This window comes from Klebsiella planticola (assembly GCF_000783935.2).
GTDB lineage: Bacteria > Pseudomonadota > Gammaproteobacteria > Enterobacterales > Enterobacteriaceae > Klebsiella > Klebsiella planticola.
Window position 1 is genome coordinate 2,263,023 of record NZ_CP026047.1, and the last position, 17,459, is coordinate 2,280,481.

13 protein-coding genes are annotated in these 17,459 nt (G+C 58.3%); 8 read left to right on the top strand and 5 right to left on the bottom strand.

The features are described 5' to 3' along the window. Nucleotides 1–10: 10 nt before the first annotated feature. From MC50_RS10990 to MC50_RS11015, 6 genes are all read left to right on the top strand, one after another. The gene (locus MC50_RS10990; RefSeq protein ID WP_032689791.1) at nt 11–655 is read left to right on the top strand and encodes a DUF4310 family protein; all 645 of its coding nucleotides are present in this window, start codon (nt 11–13) and stop codon (nt 653–655) included. 42 nt (nt 656–697) lie between these two features. Next, on the top strand, nt 698–1,831 hold the full coding sequence (locus MC50_RS10995) for an amidohydrolase/deacetylase family metallohydrolase (RefSeq protein WP_032697172.1): 1,134 nt from the start codon (nt 698–700) through the stop codon (nt 1,829–1,831). Then, nucleotides 1,815–2,933 (top strand): DgaE family pyridoxal phosphate-dependent ammonia lyase, encoded by a 1,119-nt coding sequence (locus MC50_RS11000; RefSeq protein WP_032698311.1) that lies wholly within the window; start codon nt 1,815–1,817, stop codon nt 2,931–2,933. The genes MC50_RS10995 and MC50_RS11000 overlap by 17 nt, the downstream gene beginning before the upstream one ends. Further along, a complete protein-coding gene (gene dagF / locus MC50_RS11005) occupies nt 2,930–3,670 on the top strand; it encodes a 2-dehydro-3-deoxy-phosphogluconate aldolase (protein WP_032697173.1) in 741 nt (246 codons plus the stop codon). Before MC50_RS11000 ends, dagF begins: the two co-directional genes overlap by 4 nt. 77 nt (nt 3,671–3,747) lie before the next feature. Next, the gene (locus MC50_RS11010; protein ID WP_032698310.1) at nt 3,748–4,899 is read left to right on the top strand and encodes a lactonase family protein; all 1,152 of its coding nucleotides are present in this window, start codon (nt 3,748–3,750) and stop codon (nt 4,897–4,899) included. Nucleotides 4,900–4,921: 22 nt separating this feature from the next. Continuing rightward, the gene (locus tag MC50_RS11015) at nt 4,922–6,832 is read left to right on the top strand and encodes a BglG family transcription antiterminator (protein ID WP_032689784.1); all 1,911 of its coding nucleotides are present in this window, start codon (nt 4,922–4,924) and stop codon (nt 6,830–6,832) included. Between the two features lie 6 nt (nt 6,833–6,838). On the opposite strand, the gene nrdG is transcribed toward MC50_RS11015, so the two are convergent. From nrdG to treR, 5 genes are all read right to left on the bottom strand, one after another. Further along, entirely contained in the window at nt 6,839–7,303 is a 465-nt protein-coding gene (nrdG, locus tag MC50_RS11020; RefSeq protein ID WP_032689783.1) for an anaerobic ribonucleoside-triphosphate reductase-activating protein, read from the bottom strand. Nucleotides 7,304–7,462: 159 nt separating this feature from the next. Next, nucleotides 7,463–9,598, bottom strand: a complete 2,136-nt coding sequence (gene nrdD, locus MC50_RS11025; protein ID WP_032698309.1) for an anaerobic ribonucleoside-triphosphate reductase — start codon at nt 9,596–9,598, stop codon at nt 7,463–7,465. Nucleotides 9,599–10,088: 490 nt separating this feature from the next. Beyond that, nucleotides 10,089–11,744, bottom strand: a complete 1,656-nt coding sequence (treC, locus tag MC50_RS11030) for an alpha,alpha-phosphotrehalase (RefSeq protein WP_047663847.1) — start codon at nt 11,742–11,744, stop codon at nt 10,089–10,091. 51 nt (nt 11,745–11,795) lie between these two features. Further along, nucleotides 11,796–13,214 (bottom strand): PTS trehalose transporter subunit IIBC, encoded by a 1,419-nt coding sequence (treB, locus tag MC50_RS11035; protein ID WP_032689779.1) that lies wholly within the window; start codon nt 13,212–13,214, stop codon nt 11,796–11,798. A gap of 129 nt (nt 13,215–13,343) precedes the next feature. Next, nucleotides 13,344–14,291, bottom strand: coding sequence for a trehalose operon repressor TreR (treR, locus tag MC50_RS11040; protein ID WP_032697178.1), 948 nt, complete (start codon nt 14,289–14,291; stop codon nt 13,344–13,346). A 179-nt stretch (nt 14,292–14,470) separates the two neighbouring features. Between treR and mgtL the strand changes: the two genes are divergently transcribed. Together mgtL and mgtA are read left to right on the top strand one after the other, a co-directional pair. Then, nucleotides 14,471–14,524, top strand: a complete 54-nt coding sequence (mgtL, locus tag MC50_RS29225) for a mgtA regulatory leader peptide MgtL (RefSeq protein ID WP_155417144.1) — start codon at nt 14,471–14,473, stop codon at nt 14,522–14,524. A gap of 145 nt (nt 14,525–14,669) precedes the next feature. Continuing rightward, complete coding sequence (gene mgtA, locus MC50_RS11050) at nt 14,670–17,378, top strand: magnesium-translocating P-type ATPase (RefSeq protein WP_047663849.1); 2,709 nt, start codon at nt 14,670–14,672, stop codon at nt 17,376–17,378. The last annotated feature ends 81 nt before the right edge of the window (nt 17,379–17,459 follow it).

Sequence of the window (17,459 nt, forward strand, 5' to 3'; positions counted from 1 at the left end):
GAGCCTCGAAATGGAACAGAATAAAGGTTTTTGGTATGCCGACTGGTCGTTTCCGATCTTTGTTGGTCTGCTCTCCTCCGGTGTTTTCGCCGGGACCCATATGTACTACCTCTACGGCATCGGCGCGTTTAACGAAGTGGCCTTCGTGGCCATGCTGAAAGCGGGCATTGATACCGGGGCTTATGGCGCGGTGGCCGCGTTCGGCGCCAGCTTCCTCTTCGCCCGTATTATCGAAGGCTCGCTGGTGGGGATCCTCGATATCGGCGGCGCGATTCAGACCGGTATCGGCCTTGGCGTGCCGGCGCTGCTGCTCGGGGCCGGTTTTGTCTTCCCGGTGGCGAACTTTGCCGCTTCGCTGGCGACCGGCCTCGCGCTGGGGCTGGCGGTGGGTTACATCATCATTCTGGCGCGTAAGTTCACCATCAATCAGAGCGACTCCACCTACGGCGCCGACGTGATGATGGGGGCCGGTAACGCCTCCGGCCGCTTCCTCGGGCCGTTGATTATCCTCAGCGCCATGACCGCCTCGATTCCTATCGGTATCGGTTCTCTGGTTGGAGCACTGCTGTTTTACATCTGGCAGAAGCCGATCACCGGCGGCGCCATTCTCGGCGCGATGATTCTGGGATCCCTTTTCCCGATTGCTATTGGTTAAGTCCTGCGGGCGCTCAGGCGCCCGCTTTACCAGGAGAGACCCATGTTTGATTTACTCCTGCGCGGTGCGCGCCTCGTCGACGATACCCTGACCGATATCGCCATCCAGGACGGCAAAATTGCCGCGCTGGGCGAGATTAGCGCGTCAGCGCGTAAAACAGTGACGCTGGACGGGCGTTATTACGTGAGCGCCGGCTGGATTGATTCCCACGTTCACTGCTACCCGAAGTCACCGATTTATCATGACCAGCCGGACAGCATCGGTATCGCCACCGGCGTCACTACCGTGATTGATGCCGGCAGCACCGGTGCGGACGACATCGATGATTTTTATCAGCTAACCCGCGCAGCGGCCACCGACGTTTATGCGCTGCTCAATATCTCCCGCGTCGGGCTGATCGCCCAGAACGAACTGGCCAACATGGCCAACATTGACGCGGATGCGGTGAAGCAGGCGGTCACACGCCACCCGGATTTTATCGTCGGCCTGAAGGCGCGCATGAGCAGCAGCGTGGTTGGCGAGAACGGGATTACGCCGCTGGAGCGGGCGAAGACCATTCAGCAGGAAAACGGCGATCTGCCGCTGATGGTGCATATCGGCAATAATCCGCCGAACCTCGATGAAATCGCCGAACGGCTCAGCGCAGGCGACATCATTACCCACTGCTATAACGGCAAACCGAATCGCATTCTGACGCCGGAAGGCGAGCTGCGCGCCTCGATTACCCGCGCGCTACAGCGTGGCGTGCGCCTTGATGTTGGCCACGGTACCGCCAGCTTCAGCTTCGAAGTGGCGCGACGGGCCATCGCGCTGGGCATTCTGCCGCACAGCATCAGTTCCGATATTTACTGCCGCAACCGCATCGACGGGCCGGTTCGCTCGCTGGCGCTGGTGATGTCAAAGTTCCTCGCCATCGGCATGACGCTGCCGCAGGTCATTGACTGTGTCACCGTGAATGCCGCCCTGGGGCTGCGCCTGAAGAGCAAAGGGCAGCTGACCGTGGGCTATGATGCCGATTTAACGCTGTTTACCGTGCAGCATGCGCCGACGTTACTGGTCGACGCGGAAAAAGAGAGCCTGCAGGCTGACAATATTCTGGTGCCGCTTGCCGCGATTCGCGCGGGCAAGGGCTATCTGACCGAACAAGGGAGCGCGGAAAATGCCTTCGATTTTTGAAAAATACCACCTCAAGCAAGTCATCAATACCTCCGGCCGCATGACGGCGTTAGGGGTCTCCACTCCACGTCCGGAAGTGGTGGAGGCGGTGATGAGCGGCATGAATCACTACTTCGAAATCAAAGACCTGGTGAATAAAACCGGCGAATACATTGCGCAGCTGCTGGACGTGGAAGGGGCGACCGTCGTCTCCTGCGCCTCGGCGGGGATCGCCCAGTCGGTGGCGGCGGTGCTGGTAAAAGACAGCAGCTGGCTGCTGGAAAACCTGCACGTTACGCCGATTGAAAACAATGAGATCGTGCTGCCGAAAGGCCACAACGTTAACTTTGGCGCGCCGGTGGGCTCGATGGTCGCGCTGGGCGGTGGCAAGCTGGTGGAAGCGGGCTATGCCAACGAATGTTCCGCTGACCAGCTGGCAGCGGCGATCACTCCGCGTACGGCGGCGATTCTGTATATCAAATCCCACCACTGCGTGCAGAAAAGCATGCTCAGCGTCGAGCAGGCGGTGGTGGTGGCGCGTAAACATAACCTGCCGCTGATCGTCGATGCGGCGGCGGAAGAAGACCTGCAATGCTACTACCGTGCCGGTGCTGACCTGGTGATTTACAGCGGTGCGAAAGCGATTGAAGGGCCAACCAGCGGTCTGGTGGTGGGGAAAACTCAGTACGTTGAGTGGGTGAAACGCCAGTCGGCGGGGATTGGCCGGGCGATGAAGGTGGGTAAAGAGGGGATCCTCGGTCTGACCTGCGCGATTGAACACTATCTGCTGGCGCGTAAAGAGAGCGGCGATGAGATGGTCGCTAAAATGACGCCGTTCATTAACCAGCTCAATACCCTCAACGGCGTTACCGCCCGGGTGGTCTGGGACAGCGCCGGCCGCGACATCGCCCGTGCGGAAATCAAATTTGATGAAACCGTCACCGGTATCGCCACCGGCGAACTGGTCGACGCGCTGAAACAGGGCGAATACGCCATCTACTTCCGCGGCTACAAGGCCAACGAAGGCATTATTGAAGCCGATGTTCGCAGCGTGAACGCGCAACAGCTGGAGATTGTCTCTCGTCGCATCGCCGAGGTTCTGAACAAGGAGAAAAACGCATGAAACTGACCCCTAATTTTTACCGTGACCGCGTCTGCCTGAACGTCCTGGCGGGCAGCAAAGACAACGCCCGCGAAATCTATGAGGCGGCGGAAGGTCACGTCCTGGTTGGCGTGCTCTCCAAAAACTATCCGGACGTGGCGAGCGCGGTGGCGGATATGCGTGAATATGCTCAGCTCATCGATAACGCGCTCTCGGTAGGGCTGGGCGCGGGCGATCCGAATCAGTCGGCGATGGTCAGCGAAATCTCGCGTCAGGTACAGCCGCAGCACGTTAATCAGGTGTTCACCGGCGTCGGCGCCAGCCGTGCGCTGCTTGGGCAGAACCAGACCGTGGTCAACGGTCTGGTGTCGCCGACCGGCACGCCGGGGATGGTTAAGATCTCGACCGGCCCGCTGAGCAGCGGCGCAGCGGACGGAATTGTGCCGCTGGAAACCGCCATTGCCCTGCTGAAGGACATGGGCGGCAGTTCAATCAAATACTTCCCGATGGGCGGCCTGAAACACCGCGATGAGTTCGTTGCGGTGGCGCAGGCCTGCGCCCGCCATGATTTCTGGCTGGAGCCGACCGGCGGCATCGATCTGGACAACTACAGCGAAATCCTGCAGATCGCGCTGGACGCGGGGGTCAGCAAAATTATTCCGCACATTTATAGCTCGATTATTGATAAAGCCAGCGGCAATACCCGCCCGGCGGACGTTCGCCAGCTGCTGGAGATGACCAAAGCGCTCGTCAAATAGGTTTGCTGTCCCCGCCGCACGCGTTGCTCTGCGAGAGACGCGTGCGGAACCCCCCATCGAACCATCAAGGAGTCACTATGCCCACCGCTCGTCACCTGCTTGCTGCTTCACTTTCTCTGCTGGCCGCTACCGCCTGCGCGCAAACGCATTATGCCTGGGTCGGAACCTACAACCCGAATGGCGAAGGTCTCTACCGGTTTACCGTCGACGCTAAAACCGGCGCGCTGCGCGATAAGGCCCTGGTCAGCTCGTTGCCGAACGTGGCCCAACTCACCGTGTCGCGGGACGGTAAAACTCTGTATGCCGCCAGCGAAGTCGAAAAGGGGGTGGTGCAGGCGTGGCGGATTGAAGCCAACGGTGAGCTGACCGATCTCAATCAGGTCTCTTCTCTGGGGGCCGGGCCGGTCTATCTGTCGCTGACGCCGGACGGTCGTCATCTGCTAGTGGCGAACTATGTCAGCGGAACGGTGGCAGTGCTGCCGATCAAAGACGATGGCAGCCTCGGCGAGGCGGTCGATAGCCATCAGGATCAGGGCCCTGCCGGCGCAGAGCGGCCGGCCGCGGCGGTCGAGGGGAGCTTTGCCATCAGCGATCATAACGGCCCTCATGCCCATATGATCGCCGCCGATCCGAGCGGGAAATATGTTTATTCTACCGATCTGGGGCTGGATCGGATCTATCAGTACCGGATCGACAATAGCAGCGGCAAGCTCACGCCGAACGATCCGCCGTTTATCGCCGCCTCTTCTGCCGGCGCCGGGCCGCGTCATTTTGTCTTTACGCCGAAAGGGGACGGCCTGTGGCTGATTAATGAAGAATCCTCGACGCTGACGTTCTATCATATTGATAAGAAAAGCGGGCTGCTGCGCGAAGGCAAAACGGTTTCCGCACTGCCGAAGGGCTACAAAGGCACCAGCTTTGCCGCCGGACTGGTCCTCAGCGCCGATGGTAAACAGCTGTATGTCGCCAATCGCCTGCATAACAGCATCGCGCATTTTAGCGTGCTGGCCGACGGCAGCCTGAGCCATCAGGAGGATATCTGGACCCGCGGCGACTACCCGCGGACGTTGACGCTGGATAATCAGGGGCAGTGGCTGTACGTCATGAACCAGCGTAGCGATAATATCACCCGTTTTAGCGTGGCGCCGCAGAGCGGCAAGCTGACTTTTGCCCCGGACTACACTCCGGTAGGCAGTCCATCACAGATGGTGATATCCGCTCAACCTTGAGCCGTAAGATGAAGGAACTGACATGCGATTTCCCAACCACCGTTTAGCGCAACTGTTTACTTTGCTGCAAAACGAAACGCTGCCGCAGGATGAGCTGGCGCAGCGGCTGTCGGTTTCTACTCGTACCGTGCGCGCCGACATTACCGCGCTTAACGCGTTGTTAGTGGAGTATGGCGCGCAATTCATGCTCACTCGCGGCAGCGGCTATCAGCTGAAAATCGACGACCCGGCGCGCTACCAGACCCTGCAAGAGCATGCGCCGAAGCCGCAGCAGATCCCGCGTACGGCGGCGGATCGCATCAACTTTCTGCTGGTGCGCTTTTTGACCTCCGCGTTCTCCATCAAACTCGAAGATCTGGCGGACGAGTGGTTTGTCAGCCGGGCGACGTTACAAAGCGATATGGCCGAGGTCCGCGAGCGCTTTCAGCGCTATCAACTGACTCTCGAGACTCGCCCACGGCACGGTATGAGGCTGTTTGGCAGCGAAGTATCGATTCGCGCCTGCCTGACCGATCTGTTATGGCAACAGGCGCAGCAGGGGGGAATAAACCCGCTGATCGATGAGCAAGCGCTGAATACGGATGTGCAGGAACAGCTTGCGGACGTGCTGCAGGAGATCCTGACCCGGCACCACGTGCGCCTCACCGATGAAGGCGAGCGCTTTATCCGACTGTACAGCGCAGTGACGGTGCGTCGCGTCAGCCAGGGCTATCCGCTGGCGGAATTCAGCGCGGAGGATGTCGCGCAAAACGTGCGTGATGCCGCGCGGGATCTGGCAGCCGTACTGCAGCAGCTGGCGGGAAAGGCCCTCTCTCCGGCAGAAGAAGCGTGGCTGTGCGTCCATCTTGCCGCCCGTCAGGTTCAGGACGTCGATCCGGGCACCATCAGCGCCGACGATGGCGAAGCGCTGGTAAACTACATCCTGCGCTACATCAACAGCCAGTATAATTACAACCTGCTGGACGACGCTCAGCTACATGCCGATCTGCTGACCCACGTTAAGACCATGATCACCCGGGTTCGCTACCAGATCATGATCCCCAATCCTCTGCTCGATAATATTAAGCAGCACTACCCGATGGCGTGGGACATGACTCTCGCGGCGGTGACCAGCTGGGGGAAATACACGCCCTATGCCATCAGTGAAAACGAGATTGGTTTCCTGGTATTGCATATTGGCGTCGGACTGGAACGTCATTACAACATTGGCTATCAGCGGCAGCCGCGGGTGTTATTGGTATGCGATACCAGTAATGCGATGGTGCGGATGATCGAAGCCATTTTGCAGCGTAAATATCCGCAGTTAGAAATCGCCGCCACCCTGTCGCAGCGGGAGTATGAGCAGCTGGCGGCGGTCGCGGAAGATTTTGTTATCTCGACCGTGCGGATTGGTGAAAAAGATAAGCCGGTGGTGACCATTGCGCCATTCCCGACCGATTATCAGCTGGATCAAATCGGCAAGCTGGTGCTGGTGGACAGGACCCGTCCGTGGGTGCTGAATAAATATTTCGATGCGGCCCATTTCCAGGTGATCGATACGCCTGTCGATCGGCAGACGCTGTTTGCCGGGCTGTGCCAGCAGCTGCAGCAGGAAGGGTTTGTCGATGCCGGGTTCCATGACTCGGTTGTCGAACGCGAGGCCATCGTCAGCACGATGCTGGGCGACGGGATTGCGCTGCCTCACGCCCTTGGTCTGCTGGCGCAAAAAACCGTGGTCTATACCGTCATTGCGCCGAACGGTATCGCCTGGGGCGATGAAACTGCCCATATCATCTTCCTGCTGGCGATCAGCAAAAGCGAGTATGAAGAGGCGATGGCGATCTACGATATTTTTGTCACTTTCCTGCGCGAGCGAGCGATGACCCGGCTTGCCGAGACGCGCAGTTTCGATGAGTTCAAAGCGGTGGCGGTGGAGTGCGTCAGCCGTTTTTGAGCGTCACTATCTTAAGCGGTGGACGACCTGATTGCTACTGCCGCGCCAGATCAGCGCCGGATCTTTTAAATCCTCGACAAACTTGCCGTCGACCAGCACGTTAATCAGATCAACCACTTCCCGCTGTGCGTCGTTCAGCTCGTCGAGCTTATAACCGGTCCAGACCCAGATATCCTTGCCGGGACATTCGGCGAGGATGCGGCGCACCAGGGCGAGGATCTCCGGCACGTTCTGCGGATGCAGGGGATCGCCGCCGGAAAGGGAGATCCCCTGGCGTATGATCCGCGTGTCGTTGAGGTCGGCGATGATACGATCGGCCATCCCGGTGGTGAATGGCAACCCGGAGTTGAGCCGCCAGGTGCTCTTGTTATAACAGCCGGGGCATTCGTGGACGCAGCCTGAGACGAACAGGGTGCAGCGGGTGCCGGGGCCGTTGACGATGTCTACCGGATAGTATTGATGGTAATTCATTTTCGCTTCTCAATTGACGCCATTACTGCATTGGCTGCGCTCGCTTACCCGGGTCACTTACTGATGTAAGCTCCCCGGGATTCGCTTGCTTGCCGCCTTGTCCTGGCGCCAATTGCTGTGCGAAAAGCGTCGCATTGCCGGGCAATAATACTGTCGAAATTAACCGATTTGCCCGTTACCCAAATGCTTAACGCGGCGTTTAACCTCTTCCTGCTTGCCGGCGTTGAACGGACGAGCGTCCGGGCTGCCGAGATAGCCGCAGACCCGTCGGGTGACCGACACCCGGGCGGCATCGTGGTTGCCACATTTCGGGCAGGTAAAGCCTTTACTGGTACATTCGAACTCGCCGGTAAAGCCGCACTCATAGCACTCATCGATCGGCGTGTTGGTACCGTAATAGGGGACATGCTGGTAGCTGTAATCCCAGACATCTTCCAGCGCTTTCAGGTTGTGCTGGATATTCGGGTATTCGCCGTAGCAAATGAAGCCCCCGTTAGCCAGCGGCGGGTACGGCGCTTCGAAGTCGATTTTGTCGTACGGGTTAACCTTTTTCTCGACATCGAGGTGGAAGCTGTTGGTGTAGTAGCCCTTATCGGTCACGCCCTCAATGACGCCAAATTCGGCGGTATCAAGACGGCAGAAGCGATCGCAGAGGTTTTCGCTCGGCGTGCTGTACAGGCTGAAGCCGTAGCCGGTCTCTTCTTTCCAGCGGTCGACGGCGTCACGCAGACGTCGGACGATGGCGATGCCTTTTTCACGCAGCGCGTCGCTATCGTACATATGCTGATTACCCGACAGCGCGTTGATGGTTTCGTGGATGCCGATATAGCCCAGCGAAATGGAGGCGCGACCGTTTTTAAAGATCTCTGATACATCGTCGTCGGCCTTCAGGCGTACGCCGCAGGCGCCTTCCATGTACAATATCGGTGCCACGCGCGCTTTCACCCCTTCGAGGCGAGCAATACGCGTCATCAGCGCTTTGTAAGCCAGCTCCAGACGGTTATCCAGCAGCTTCCAGAACGTCGCTTCATCCCCTTTCGCTTCCAGCGCAATGCGCGGCAGGTTCAGGCTGATCACGCCGATATTGTTGCGGCCGTCGTGGATCTGCTCGCCATTTTCTTCATAGACGCCGAGGAAGCTGCGGCAGCCCATTGGCGTTTTAAACGAACCGGTGACTTTCACCACCTGATCGTAGTTGAGAATGTCCGGGTACATACGCTTGCTCGCGCACTCCAGCGCCAGCTGCTTGATGTCGTAGTTCGCGTCGCCGAACCTGTGGTTCAGGCCGTCGCGAATGGCGAACACCAGTTTCGGGAATACCGCAGTTTTGCGGTTTTTGCCCAGCCCGGCGATGCGGTTACGCAGGATAGACTGCTGAATCAGACGGGATTCCCAGCTGGTGCCGAGACCAAAGCCAAAGGTAACGAACGGCGTCTGCCCGTTGGCGGTATGCAGCGTATTGACTTCGTATTCCAGCGACTGGAAGGCGTCGTAGCACTCTTTCTCGGTGCGCGAGCGGGCATAGCCTTCCGCATCAGGGATCTGCCACTCTTCGGCGATTTTACGGTGCTTTTTGAAGCTTTCGGTGACGAACGGCGCCAGCACTTCATCGATGCGGTTAATGGTGGTGCCGCCATAAATGTGGCTGGCGACCTGGGCGATAATCTGCGCCGTTACCGCCGTGGCGGTGGAGATCGATTTTGGTGGTTCAATCTCCGCGTTGCCCATTTTAAACCCGTGCGTCAGCATACCTTTCAGATCGATCAGCATGCAGTTGAACATCGGGAAGAACGGCGAATAGTCGAGATCGTGGTAGTGAATCTCACCGCGCTCGTGGGCAAGCACCACATCGCGCGGCAGCAGGTGCTGACGGGCGTAATGTTTGGCGACGATACCGGCCAGCAGGTCGCGCTGGGTCGGGATGACTTTACTGTCTTTGTTGGCATTTTCGTTAAGCAGGGACGAGTTGGTTTGTTCAACCAGACCGCGAATTTCCTGGTTCAGGCGGCCGCGTTTTTCACGCTCGATATCGCGGTCGTGGCGATATTCGATATAGGCCCGGGCCAGCTGTTTCCACGGCCCTGACATCAGCTGGTTCTCAACGGCAGTCTGAATCTCGTTGATATCAACCTGGCTACGGCCCTGCATTTGCTGGCTAACGACTTCTGCGACGGTGGCGCAATAGTCTGCGTCATCGACTCCCGCTGCTTTAGCTGCACGCAGAATTGCTTCTTTAATGCGCTCAGATTTGAACGGCACTTTACAGCCATCACGTTTCATCACATGCGGTGTCATGATCACTCCATACTTTATAAAACAGGTTATCCACAGAGGCGGAAGTATCGCCGGCGTCGCGGGGGCTTTACCTGCCGCCGTTTTGCGTCGGTTCCGGCCCTTTTTATCCACATCCCACCACCGCCACAGAACGATGGGATGTGCTGACATAATAGACGATTAATACAAGATGTAGGGCCGGGATGCATTCTAAGTTCTATATGTAGTGATTTGCATCAAAGATGTTTGCGATTTTATTGACGCAGAACAAAGTAAAAAGACGAGAGTACGGATGGTGGGCGCTGGCAGTTATGTAAATTTATCTGACTATAAAATAAGCAAAAATTGGCCTGAAGGGGGAAGTATTCAGGCCGGAAATGCCATGCGTCAGGCCATCAGGGGGTCATGGCGCAGATCGACGCGCAGCAGCAGGGCATAGCGTGCCAGCTGCGGGCTATGGGCTCGCCTAAGTTTGCGAACCCGTAGCCCGGTATAGGCAGCGTTCCAGGGGTTACGCCTGCAGCCACCAGACTGCTTCAAACGGCCGCAGGGTTATGGCGGCAGGGCGATTTGCCGCTTCCGCGTAATTGCTCATCAATACCTGCCAGTCGCCGTCCACCTCCTCCGGCTGCCAGCTCTGGAACTCGCGGCTCAGGTTCGCCGCGACGATCAGCGTTTTCCCCTGCCACTGGCGGCGATAACACCACAGCGACGGATGCTCAGGCAGCAGGTCCAGGTAATCGCCCCAGGTCAGAACCGGCGTGGTTTTACGCAGCGCAATCAGCCGCTGGTAGGTGTAAAAGACCGAATCCGCATCCGCCAGCGCCGCCTCGACGTTAATCGTCCGATAGTTATCGCACAGCGCAATCCACGGTTCACCGGCGGTAAATCCGCCCTGGTCGCGAGCGTCCCACTGCATCGGCGTGCGGCTGTTGTCGCGCGATTTACTCGCCAGAATCGCCAGCAGCTCATCGGGCGCCTGCCCCTGCACCGAGCGCTCAATAAACATGTTGTGACTCTCGACGTCGCGATAATCGCCGATCTGCGAGAAGTGCGGATTGGTCATGCCAATCTCTTCGCCCTGATAAATATAGGGAGTGCCCTGCATGCCGTGCAGGACCATCGCCAGCATTTTCGCCGCCGGTACCCGGTATTCCCCTTCATCGCCAAAACGCGACACGATGCGCGGCTGATCGTGGTTACACCAGAACAGCGCATTCCACGCCCGGTTGTGCATGCCCTGCTGCCAGTGGCTGAACAGTGCTTTCAGCGCCACGTAGTCCGGGCGCGCAAGGGTCCATTTTTCGCCGCCGGGATAGTCCACCTTCAGATGGTGGAAGTTAAAGGTCATCGACAGCTCGCGGCCGTCCTGGGCGGCATATTGCTGGCAATGTTCCAGCGAGGTGGAGGACATCTCGCCGACCGTCATCAGGTTGCGCGGCGTAAAGATATCGCGGCTCATCTCCTGCAGGAACTCGTGGACCCGCGGACCGTCGGTATAAAAACGGCGGCCATCGCCCTGGGTATCCGACGGGAAGGTTTGATCTTTCGAAATCAGGTTGACCACATCGAGGCGCAGGCCGTCGACGCCGCGGTTGGCCCAGAACTCGCACACCTTTTTGAGTTCCGCACGGACCGCCGGGTTTTCCCAGTTGAGATCCGCCTGCTCTGCGGCGAACAGATGCAGGTAGTACTGTCCGCTCTCCGCGTGCCACTGCCAGGCGTTGCCGCCAAACTTCGAACGCCAGTTATTGGGCGGCGTTGTCGGTTCGCCATCGCGCCAGATATAAAACTGGCGGTACGGGCTCGCTTTATTCAACGACTCGCGGAACCAGGCGTGGGCGGTAGAGGTATGGTTGAAAACCATATCCAGCACGATACGGATCCCGCGGGCTTTCGCCTGAGCGACCAGTTCGTCGAAATCATCCAGCGTGCCGTAAGTGGGGTCGATGGCGGTATAGTTCGCGACATCGTAGCCGTTATCGACCTGCGGAGAGACGTAGAAAGGCGTCAGCCAGATGGCGTCCACGCCAAGTTTTTGCAGATAGTCGAGGCGCGAGGTGACCCCACGCAGATCGCCGGTACCGCTGCCGGTCGTGTCCTGGAAACTCTTCGGATAAATTTGATAAATAACGCCGTTTTGCCACCAGTGGGGGAGGGTATTCATATCGCTTTCCTGCTACAACGAAGGGGCGCCAGCGCGCCCCGGAAGAAAAAATCAGACAATCTGTAATGTGCCCTGACGGAACTTACGCTGATAAACGACGGTGGTGAGCACAATCGGCACCACTACCGCGATGACCATTGCTAAACCGTACACCTGCCAGTAAGTCGGTTGAATGGAGAGGATGCCCGGCAGCCCACCGACGCCGATCCCGTTCGCCATGACGCCATTCAGGCCGCACAGCAAGCCGGCAAGACCCGAGCCGATCATCGCGCAGAGCATCGGGAAGCGGTATTTCAGGTTGATCCCGTACATCGCCGGTTCGGTTACCCCGAGGTAGGCCGAGATAGCGGCCGGCACCGAGATCTCACGTTCGTTCTGTTTGCGGCTGGCGATAATAATCCCGACCACTGCCGAAGCCTGAGCGATGTTGGACAGCGCAATCAGCGGCCATACCGGTGTACCGCCCATGCTTTGAATCATCTGCATATCGATAGCCAGCGTGGTCTGATGGACCCCGGTAATGACCAATGGAGCGTAGAGGAAGCCGAACAGCGCGGCGCCAATCGGCGCGAAGCTACCGGTCATCAGGTGGCGCACGGCAAAGGCGACGCCATCGCCGATCATGCGGCCAAACGGACCGATAAAGGCGTGGGCGAGGAACACCGCCAGAATCAGGGAGCAGACCGGCACCACCACCAGATAGAGGTAGTCAGGCACGATGCGTTTCAGGCGTGTTTCGATAAAGCCGAGCGCCAGACCCGCCAGCAGCGCCGGGATGACCTGCGCCTGGTAGCCGACCTTCGCAATCGTAAACAGGCCGAAGTTCCATACTTCCGGCACCTGCTGGCCCAGCATATAAGCGTTCATTAGCTGTGGAGAGACCAGCGTGACGCCGAGCACGATGCCGAGGATCGGCGTGCCGCCCATTTTCTTCACCGCTGACCAGCAGATACCCACCGGCAGGTAGAAGAAGATGGCTTCGCCAATCAGCCACAGGAAGTCATAAATGGTTTTCAGCGACGGGTGCATTTGCGCCAGCGTTTGCCCGTTGCTCATCGGCAGATCGCCGATCACGTTACGGAAACCGAGGATCAGACCGCCGCTGATCAGCGCCGGCAGCAGCGGGAAGAAGATCTCGGCAAAATGCGAGATCAGCTGCTCGTGCCACTTCATATTTTGCCGCGCCGCCTGCTTGGCCTGTTCCTTATCGGCAGACGCTTTGCCTGTGGTCGCCAGCAGGGCTTTGTAGTAATCGCCGACTTCTGTGCCGATCACTACCTGGAACTGCCCGGCGTTGGTAAAGCAGCCTTTCACCATGCGAAGCTGCTCAATTTCTTTTGGTTTGGCGATGGCCGGATTGTTCAGCACAAAGCGTAGACGGGTAATACAGTGACTGACGGTCGCAATGTTATCGCGCCCGCCGACCAGTTCGATTAATTTATCGATGTCCTGCTGATTTACTTTGCTCATTATGAGGCCTCAAAACAGAGGGAAGAGATTGCGTAATGACCTGAGACGAATCCTAACCGCTCCGTTCAACTTTCAAAATGGGAACGTTCCCGAAACGCAGCAACGATCACATAAATCCAACAAACGAGCTTAAATCAGCGCGGCGGGAATGACGATTTGACGTGGTTCTGCCTGGCCGCCGATCTGGGCGATCAGCTGTTGGGCCGCCTGGCGACCGGCCTCGGCGTAACCGGGATTCACGGTCAGGATTTCCGGATGGAGGAACTTCATCAGCGGCGTACTGCCGACGCTGGCGACCTGCAGATGTCCAATACGTTGCTCTTGCAAATACTTGCTGGCGCCGAGGGCGAGGGTATCGGTCGCGCACAGCAGCGCGCTGGTATCGGGGGTCAGCACGCTGGCGACATTTTCATAGCCCTGTTTCATGGCCAGTCCCGGCAGGGCGGCAGACGGGGTCAACTGGTGCTGCTCGCAAAAATTGAGGTAGGCCTGATGGCGGCGCTGCCCGGTGGTGACGTCGCTATGCGGTACCCCGAGGAAGCTGATATGCCGATGGCCGCCATCGTACAGACGCTGCATCAGCATGTTCACCGCGCCGTTGTCGTCGTAGCAGACGGAGGCGAATCCCGGCGCGTCGCGGGCCAGCAGCACCATCGATTCCCGCCACGGCGTCAGCATCTCTTCGGTAATGCCGGTAAAGCCGAACAGCACCACGCCGTCGATATTGCGGCGGGCGAGGATCCCAAGGTGCTCGCCGACCAGCGCGGGAGAGAACTGGCTTTCCATCATAATCGGATCGTAACCCTGCTCGTAAAAGGCGGGCAGCATCGTCTGTACGGCAAGGTTTTCCGACAGCGAGTCAAGACGGGTGACGATAATCGCGACCACTTTATCGCTTTGGCCCCGCATCGCCCGCGCTGAGCGGGAGGGCGAGAAGCCGTGCTGCTGCATCACCGCCTCGACCCGTTCACGGGTGCGCTCATTGACGCCGCTTTCATTATTAAGCACGCGGGATACCGTCGATTTCCCGACGCCGCTTAAGCGCGCGATATCTTTGATGGTCAGCCGGTTTTGCATGCAGAGGTCTCGTCGTGGTCCGATAAAAGTGAGCCTAATGCTACTCAACCAAACCGCAATGAGCAAAGTCTGGTTTACGTCTTGTTTAGTTACGCGGGGTTATCATTAAGACAGTGGCTATAAATTGCCTGTTGTTCGCGGTACTCTCGCGCCGCTTTTACTCACTTACCGGAGATTATATGGACCCCGATCCCACTCCTCATCCTCGATGGAGTTATATCCTTTTCCGGTAAGCCTGCTTAGCACTGCTTTACCGGAAGCGTAAAGCAGTGACGTCCTTGATGTCCCTGCCATAAAAAAATAATACCGGACAGGTAAGGTTGTATCGTGCCTGTCTGTTTTGCCGCGTTCTTTTGTAAGAGCGTGGAGGGACTGTTTATGCTGAAAAATATCACCCGGCAGCTGTTTGCACAGCTCAGCCGCCATTTGCCGCGCCGACTGGTTCAGCGCGATCCGTTACCTGATGCCCGCAATCTGGCCACCGCGCCGATTCCGGATTCGCTGGGTAAGCACTGCCTGAACGTGGCGGCGATGGACGAAAATGAAATCTGGCGCGCCTTCGAAAGCCACCCGGAAGGGCTTAACGATGCCGAGGTGGCGCAGAAAATTGCCCGCCACGGCGATAACCAAATTCCGGCGCAAAAACCGGCGCCGTGGTGGGTGCACCTCTGGACCTGCTACCGCAACCCGTTCAACCTGCTGCTGACCGTGCTGGGTATCGTCTCGTATGCGACGGAAGACCTGTTTGCTGCCGGCGTGATTGCGCTGATGGTGGGGATCTCCACGCTGCTCAATTTCATTCAGGAAGCCCGCTCGACCAAAGCGGCGGATGCGCTGAAGGCGATGGTCAGCAACACCGCGACGGTGCTGCGGGTGGTCAACGAACAGGGCGAAAGCCGCTGGTGCGAACTGCCGATTGACCGTCTGGTGCCGGGCGATATCGTGAAGCTGTCGGCCGGGGATATGATCCCGGCGGACCTGCGTATTCTTCAGGCGCGGGATCTGTTCGTGGCCCAGGCATCGCTGACCGGTGAATCGCTGCCGGTGGAAAAAGTGGCCCGCAGCCGCGACCCGCAGCAGAGCAACCCGCTTGAGTGCGATACCCTGTGCTTTATGGGCACCAACGTGGTGAGCGGGTCGGCGCAGGCGATGGTCTTCGCCACCGGCGGCAACACCTGGTTTGGTCAGTTGGCCGGGCGGGTTAGCGAGCAGGAGAGCGAACCCAATGCTTTCCAGAAAGGTATCAGCCGCGTCAGCATGCTGTTGATCCGCTTTATGCTGGTGATGGCGCCGGTGGTGCTGCTGATTAACGGCTACACCAAAGGCGACTGGTGGGAAGCGGCGCTGTTTGCCCTTTCGGTGGCGGTAGGCCTGACGCCGGAGATGTTGCCGATGATTGTCACCTCGACCCTGGCGCGCGGGGCGGTGAAGCTGTCGAAACAGAAAGTCATTGTGAAGCACCTCGACGCGATTCAGAACTTTGGCGCGATGGACATCCTGTGCACGGATAAAACCGGCACCCTGACTCAGGATAAAATCGTGCTGGAAAACCATACTGATATTTCCGGTAAGGTCAGCGAGCGGGTTCTGCATTGCGCATGGCTGAACAGCCACTATCAGACCGGGTTGAAAAACCTGCTCGATAAGGCGGTGCTGGAAGGCGTGGATCTGGATGCGGCGCGCCAGCTTTCTGAACGCTGGCAGAAAGTCGATGAAATTCCGTTCGACTTTGAACGTCGCCGTATGTCGGTGGTGGTGAGTGAACAGGATGGCGTGCATCAGCTGATCTGCAAAGGCGCGCTACAGGAGATCCTGAACGTCTCGACTCAGGTGCGGCATAACGGTGAAATCGTGCCGCTGGACGACACCATGCTGCGCCGTATCAAACGCGTCACCGATACCCTGAATCGCCAGGGGCTGCGCGTGGTGGCGGTGGCGACCAAATATCTGCCCGCCCGCGAAGGCGACTATCAGCGCATTGACGAGTCCGATCTGATCCTTGAAGGCTACATCGCCTTCCTCGACCCGCCGAAAGAGACCACCGCCCCGGCGCTGAAAGCGCTGAAGGCCAGCGGGATTACCGTCAAAATTCTCACCGGCGATAGCGAGCTGGTGGCGGCGAAAGTGTGCCATGAAGTGGGTCTGGACGCCGGCGAGGTCGTCACCGGTAGCCAGATTGAAGGCATGAGCGATGACGAGCTGGCGGCGCTGGCCAAACGCACGACCCTGTTTGCCCGTCTTGCGCCGTTACATAAAGAGCGTATCGTCACGCTGCTTAAACGCGAAGGCCATGTGGTCGGCTTTATGGGCGACGGCATCAACGATGCGCCGGCGCTGCGCGCGGCGGATATCGGTATCTCCGTGGATGGCGCGGTGGATATTGCGCGTGAAGCGGCGGATATTATTCTGCTGGAAAAAAGCCTGATGGTGCTGGAAGAGGGGGTGATCGAAGGACGCCGTACTTTCGCCAACATGCTGAAGTACATCAAAATGACCGCCAGTTCGAACTTTGGTAACGTCTTCAGCGTGCTGGTGGCGAGCGCCTTTCTGCCGTTCCTGCCGATGCTGCCGTTGCACTTGCTGATCCAGAACCTGCTGTACGATGTATCCCAGGTGGCGATCCCGTTTGATAACGTCGACGACGAGCAGATTCAAAAACCGCAGCGCTGGAACCCCTCGGAACTGGGGCGCTTTATGGTCTTCTTTGGCCCGATAAGCTCGATTTTCGATATCCTGACCTTCTGCCTGATGTGGTGGGTGTTCCAGGCCAATGTGCCGGAAGCCCAGACGCTGTTCCAGTCGGGCTGGTTTATTGAAGGGCTGCTGTCGCAAACGCTGATTGTGCATATGATCCGTACGCGACGCATTCCGTTTGTTCAGAGCTGCGCCGCGTGGCCGCTGTTTGCCATGACGCTGGTGGTGATGCTGGTTGGTATCGCGCTGCCGTTCTCGCCGCTGGCAGGCTATCTGCAGCTGCAGGCCCTGCCGCTGAGCTACTTCCCGTGGCTGATTGCTATTCTGGCAGGCTACATGACGCTGACGCAGATGGTAAAAGGCTTCTACAGCCGTCGCTACGGCTGGCAATAACCCCTCTTTGTGCCGACCGTTCTCCCTCAAGGGAGGACGGTCTTTTTGGCATTTCTCTTAAATCTCAGAAAGTTGTGAACC

What these genes read in the sequence shown, in the direction of transcription:
- MC50_RS10990 (WP_032689791.1), top strand. Translation starts at nt 11, where the DNA reads ATGGAACAGAATAAAGGTTTTTGGTATGCCGACTGGTCGTTTCCGATC.
- MC50_RS10995 (WP_032697172.1), top strand. Translation starts at nt 698, where the DNA reads ATGTTTGATTTACTCCTGCGCGGTGCGCGCCTCGTCGACGATACCCTG.
- MC50_RS11000 (WP_032698311.1), top strand. Translation starts at nt 1,815, where the DNA reads ATGCCTTCGATTTTTGAAAAATACCACCTCAAGCAAGTCATCAATACC.
- dagF (WP_032697173.1), top strand. Translation starts at nt 2,930, where the DNA reads ATGAAACTGACCCCTAATTTTTACCGTGACCGCGTCTGCCTGAACGTC.
- MC50_RS11010 (WP_032698310.1), top strand. Translation starts at nt 3,748, where the DNA reads ATGCCCACCGCTCGTCACCTGCTTGCTGCTTCACTTTCTCTGCTGGCC.
- MC50_RS11015 (WP_032689784.1), top strand. Translation starts at nt 4,922, where the DNA reads ATGCGATTTCCCAACCACCGTTTAGCGCAACTGTTTACTTTGCTGCAA.
- nrdG (WP_032689783.1), bottom strand. Translation starts at nt 7,303, where the DNA reads ATGAATTACCATCAATACTATCCGGTAGACATCGTCAACGGCCCCGGC.
- nrdD (WP_032698309.1), bottom strand. Translation starts at nt 9,598, where the DNA reads ATGACACCGCATGTGATGAAACGTGATGGCTGTAAAGTGCCGTTCAAA.
- treC (WP_047663847.1), bottom strand. Translation starts at nt 11,744, where the DNA reads ATGAATACCCTCCCCCACTGGTGGCAAAACGGCGTTATTTATCAAATT.
- treB (WP_032689779.1), bottom strand. Translation starts at nt 13,214, where the DNA reads ATGAGCAAAGTAAATCAGCAGGACATCGATAAATTAATCGAACTGGTC.
- treR (WP_032697178.1), bottom strand. Translation starts at nt 14,291, where the DNA reads ATGCAAAACCGGCTGACCATCAAAGATATCGCGCGCTTAAGCGGCGTC.
- mgtA (WP_047663849.1), top strand. Translation starts at nt 14,670, where the DNA reads ATGCTGAAAAATATCACCCGGCAGCTGTTTGCACAGCTCAGCCGCCAT.